Consider the following 4,870-nt stretch of genomic DNA (forward strand, 5'->3'; position numbering starts at 1 on the left):
GCGCGTAAGCGTGGCTTAGATGCTGAGTGGGGGCATAACGGATTACTAAAAACGCGTTATACCGTTTCAGCTTTTGAGTATTTCCCTCAATTAGATAAAAATTTGCTCTATAGTAGTATGGCGGATGATGGCGCTTGGTTTGATACTTGGCCTCTGGTTCAACATCTGCCGGTCGGTGAGCGTCCATTGAAGATGACGTTTGGTGATGGTTCTGAAATGACCTACGACGAAAAGCAACAATTCCTTGACGTATATGATGACTATGGTATTCCGATTGAGTGGGAAGTGGGTGATGTGGCGCTTATTTGTAATTATCGTTTCGCCCATGGCCGCCCAGCTGTTCATGTTAAAGAAGGTGAGGAGCGTGAATTAGGCGTGCTTATCGGTGACGCTTTTGATAGATTACAAACCTTTAATGATAAGTGGTAACTGGCGACGGTTATAGATCGTGCCAGCTTTCTAATGAGTTGGTGACGAGACTTGAATGCGTGCTTTAATTGATGAACTTTCTGCCCTTCTTGGTACATCCCCCCTTTTTTTAGGCGATGACATTAGTGAAAAATACTATGCTGATTGGAGCGGTGCAGAGCCCCGCGCTCCAGCGGCATTAGTTAAGCCAAATACTACTGACCAGCTATCCAAAGTTATGGCCCTGTGCCATCAGCATGATCAGCCTGTGGTTGTTCAAGGCGGGTTAACGGGCTTGGCCGGAGGCGCCACACCCTTAGATGGAGAGCTTGCCATTTCTCTTGAGAGAATGCAGGGTATTGAAGAGATAGATCCCATTGGTATGACCTTAACTGCTCTTGCCGGAACCCCTTTACAGGTTCTACAAGAAGCTGCTGCCGAGCATGATTTGTTCTTGCCCTTAGATTTGGGGGCTCGTGGTAGTTGTCAGATAGGTGGCAATGTTTCGACTAATGCAGGTGGGACGGAAGTCATTCGCTATGGCATGACAAGATCTTTGGTATTAGGCCTAGAAGCAGTTCTGGCTGATGGCACAGTGATCGACGCAACCAATAAAATGATTAAGAATAACTCCGGTTATGACCTCAAGCATTTATTTATCGGTTCTGAAGGGACCCTAGGGATAGTGACGCGGGTTGTTCTTCAGCTGCAGCCAAAAGCAGGCAGTTCCCATACGGCACTCTGTGGGCTTAATAGTTATGAATCTGCAACGCAATTGCTTGTTGAGCTAAAGCGAAGTCTTGGATCAGGACTTACTGGTTTTGAGTTAATGTGGGACAACTATTACAACAAGGTGCTGGAAACAATTACTAGCTTGACTGACCCATTAGAGGGTACATTTCCTTTTTACCTGTTGGTCGAATATAAAGACAATGATGCTGAATTGGGATCAGAGCGTTTTGAGTCGGCTCTCTTCGAGCAGCTGGAGTCAGGAGTAATTACAAATGCAGTGATTGCAAAATCACATCAAGACGCGGACATTTTTTGGCAAATACGTGATGGTATAGGTGAGCTTCTTCAGGTTTTGGGTCCCGTATCAAATCAGGATGTTAGTCTGCCAATTAGCGAAATTGGCATTTTTGCTAAGGACTTAAAGGAGCGCTTGGTCGCTAAGTACCCTAATATTAGTTTATTGTTGTTTGGGCATATTGGCGACAACAATTTGCATGCTGTTGCCTACACCGGACTTGAAGAAGATAAATTTAAAATTAATCATGACATTATGCTCATGATAGGTGAGTATTCTGGCGCTATTACCGCAGAGCATGGGATAGGCGTGTTGAAACGAGATTATTTATCGCAGTCTCGCTCTGAAAGTGAAATTACCCTCATGAAAACACTTAAGTCCGCGATGGATCCCAAAGGAATTTTAAACCCTGGCCGAGTGATTAAATAAGCAGGCTATTTCTGTCACACCCGAGTTAGTAATATTCAAGTTACTAGGGCAAAGCGTACCTAGTGACCCAGCCTCAAATTTCCTGCTTATATTGAATGCAATTGACTGAGAACTATTTACAATAGTATTTCAGGTGAAAACGCTTTTTAGGATATTTCGATGATGTTAGGAAAACTAATTGCCGGTAGTCTTGGGTTTATGGTGTCGGGACCTTTTGGTGCAGTATTGGGGCTATATGTCGGCCATCAATTTGATCGTGGGGTGGGAGGTTTTACTCGTCCGGTTTCTGCGGCCGATCAGGCCCGCATTCGTGCTGCTTTTTTTGAAACGGTATTCAGCTTATTGGGGCATGTTGCTAAGGCTGATGGCCGCGTTTCAACTGTTGAGGTCTCTCAAGCGGAAAGCCTAATGGTTAAAATGAACTTAGACGCGGTTGCTAGGCGTCGGGCCATTGACTTATTTAAGGAAGGATCCGGTGCTAATTTTTCGGTAGACGATGCCATGCAACGATTTATGGACGTCTGTGGCAGAAACAATAATCTAAAACAACAACTTTTGAACTGTCTCATATCTTTGGCTGTGGCAGACGGTGATTTACACTCAGGTGAGCAGGATGTGCTGCGTAAAGTGGCAAGTCATTTAGGGTTCTCTTCGGCATTATTTGATCAATTTATCCAGATGATCAAAGCTCAGTCACAGTTTGGGGGCGCAGGGTCTGGCGCAGGCGGTCAAAGTCGACCATCACGAAATCGGCTAGCGGATGCCTATCAGGCGCTAGGTGTCTCAGATAAAAGCTCAATGGGGGAGGTCAAAAAGGCTTATCGAAAGCTAATTAGCCAGAATCATCCCGATAAATTAATTGGTCAAGGAATGCCTGAAGATATGGTTAGTCTAGCGACTCAGAAGACCCAAGAAATCCAAGGAGCCTATGATTTAATCGTTAAACACCTCAAAGAATCTTAGTGATGGGGTTGTAAGAGGTAAGGGTCTCATTTGAAGAGAAATAAAAAGTACTATTATTCATAATGGTTTGTTGACCTCACTGCAGTGCCTACCTATAATGCTCGACCTCTTAAGGAGGGTGGTTTTATGTTTAAACCACGGTGTCGGTGCGGGATGGAGCAGTCTGGTAGCTCGTCGGGCTCATAACCCGAAGGTCGTTGGTTCAAATCCAGCTCCCGCTACCAATTTTTTATTAAATTGACACCACAAGTAGTGTGCATTTCATGATTTATTGTCTATGCTTGCATTACGTCAGTAGAAAAAGGGGTCTCGCTTGTTAAGCATGACATTTTCTACGCTGAACATCCGCGTCAGGTCTGACGCAAATCGAGGAGCCCCATATTGGGGCTTTTCTTTAGCATAAGATAAATGGGCCACGGCCCATTTTTTGTTTGTCAGGAGAGTGCGATGGCTGTGGCCGACGTTAAGATAAAAGAGTTACTGCAGCCAGTGATTGAGGCCTTGGGATGCCAGCTTTGGGGTGTTGACTTGCAATCTGGTGCTAAGACTAAATTGTTAAGAATTTTCATTGATCGACAAGATGACTTAATCGGCATCGAAGATTGCGAGAAAGTCAGTCGTCAATGCAGCAGTACACTTGATGTTGAAGATGTTATTAATGGTGAATATATTTTAGAGGTATCTTCTCCAGGTATGGATCGTCCGTTATACGAGATCGGACATTACCAAAAGTTTGTTGGTGAGGACATTTCACTTAAATTGCGATTCCCATACGAGGGTAGGCGCAACTTTAAGGGCCGTTTAACTGCAGTTGATGGCGATGAAATTGTTATGGTGGTGACAGATCATGAATTTCTGTTTCCGGTTGAAGCTATAGAAAAGGCTAACGTGGTTCCTCGATTTTGAGGCATGTGGAGTTTATTAAATGAGTAAAGAAATTTTAATGGTTGCAGAGGCCGTATCCAATGAAAAGGGTGTGGACCAAGAGATAATTTTTGAAGCGATTGAGCAGGCATTGGCAACAGCAACAAAAAAACGCTACGAAGAGGGCGCTAATATTCGCGTGGTGATCGATAGAGAGACAGGCGATTATGATTCTTTTCGTTGGTGGGACGTTGTTGCAGACGATGTTATGGCTGAACTTGGTACTCAGTTTACGACTGAAGAGGCGATCGAAAAAGATCCGACGTTGAAAGTAGGTGATACGTTCGAAGAAAGCGTCGAGAATATTGTGTTTGGTCGTATAGCGGCACAAACGGCTAAGCAAGTTATTGTTCAGCGTGTAAAGGATGCTGAACGTGAGTTGGTTGTCAATCGCTTTAAGCATCGTGTTGGTGAGCTACTTAACGGAACTGTTAAAAAGGTAACACGAGATCATATTGTGGTAGATTTCGGTGAAAATGCCGAAGGTATGCTGCCTCGTGAAGAGCTTGTTGGACGAGAAATATTTCGTATTAATGACCGAACTCGAGTTATTTTGCTGGGTATTAGAGAAGAGACTCGTGGTCCGCAGCTTTTAGTGTCTCGCGCTACACCTGAAATGTTAGTTAAATTGTTTGAAATTGAAGTGCCTGAAATTTCAGAAGGAATTATCGAAATCAAGGGCGCGGCTCGGGATCCCGGTCAGCGCGCTAAGATTGCTGTTAAAAGCAAGGATGCGCGGATTGATCCAGTTGGCGCTTGCGTCGGCATGCGTGGAGCTCGGGTCCAGGCGGTTTCAAATGACTTAGACGATGAGCGAGTTGATATTATCTTGTGGGATGATAACCCTGCACAGTTAGTCATTAACGCAATGGCGCCAGCAGAGGTTGAGTCATTGATTGTTGATGAAGACACTCATTCTATGGATGTTGCGGTGCAAGCTGATAACTTAGCTCAGGCTATTGGGAAGGGCGGTCAAAATGTTCGCCTTGCCTCTGAGTTGACTGGTTGGGCCATTAACGTAATGACTGTTGAAGACGCGTTAGAAAAGCAAGAGGCTGAATCATCAAACTTTATTGAAAGCTTAATGAAGGCACTGGATGTTGACGAAGACGTTGCGGT

5 protein-coding genes and 1 tRNA gene are annotated in these 4,870 nt (G+C 44.6%); all 6 read left to right on the top strand.

The window, feature by feature from the left end; genetic code table 11:
* Window positions 1-429 (top strand): hypothetical protein (locus ACI882_RS18070; protein ID WP_411748595.1); only part of this gene is annotated, 429 nt, incomplete at its 5' end.
* Between the two features lie 55 nt (window positions 430-484).
* Window positions 485-1,864: an FAD-binding oxidoreductase gene (locus tag ACI882_RS18075; protein ID WP_411748596.1), complete on the top strand. Its 1,380-nt coding sequence runs from the start codon at window positions 485-487 to the stop codon at window positions 1,862-1,864.
* 159 nt (window positions 1,865-2,023) lie between these two features.
* Window positions 2,024-2,827 (top strand): co-chaperone DjlA, encoded by an 804-nt coding sequence (djlA, locus tag ACI882_RS18080; RefSeq protein WP_411748597.1) that lies wholly within the window; start codon window positions 2,024-2,026, stop codon window positions 2,825-2,827.
* A 147-nt stretch (window positions 2,828-2,974) separates the two neighbouring features.
* Window positions 2,975-3,051 (top strand) — tRNA-Met (locus ACI882_RS18085).
* 223 nt (window positions 3,052-3,274) lie between these two features.
* Window positions 3,275-3,733, top strand: coding sequence for a ribosome maturation factor RimP (gene rimP, locus ACI882_RS18090; RefSeq protein ID WP_411748598.1), 459 nt, complete (start codon window positions 3,275-3,277; stop codon window positions 3,731-3,733).
* A gap of 19 nt (window positions 3,734-3,752) precedes the next feature.
* Window positions 3,753-4,870, top strand: a 1,118-nt coding sequence (nusA, locus tag ACI882_RS18095) for a transcription termination factor NusA (protein WP_411748599.1), incomplete at its 3' end; no start/stop codon positions are given.

Origin of the sequence: Reinekea sp. (assembly GCF_046710285.1) — a bacterium.
GTDB lineage: Bacteria > Pseudomonadota > Gammaproteobacteria > Pseudomonadales > Natronospirillaceae > Reinekea.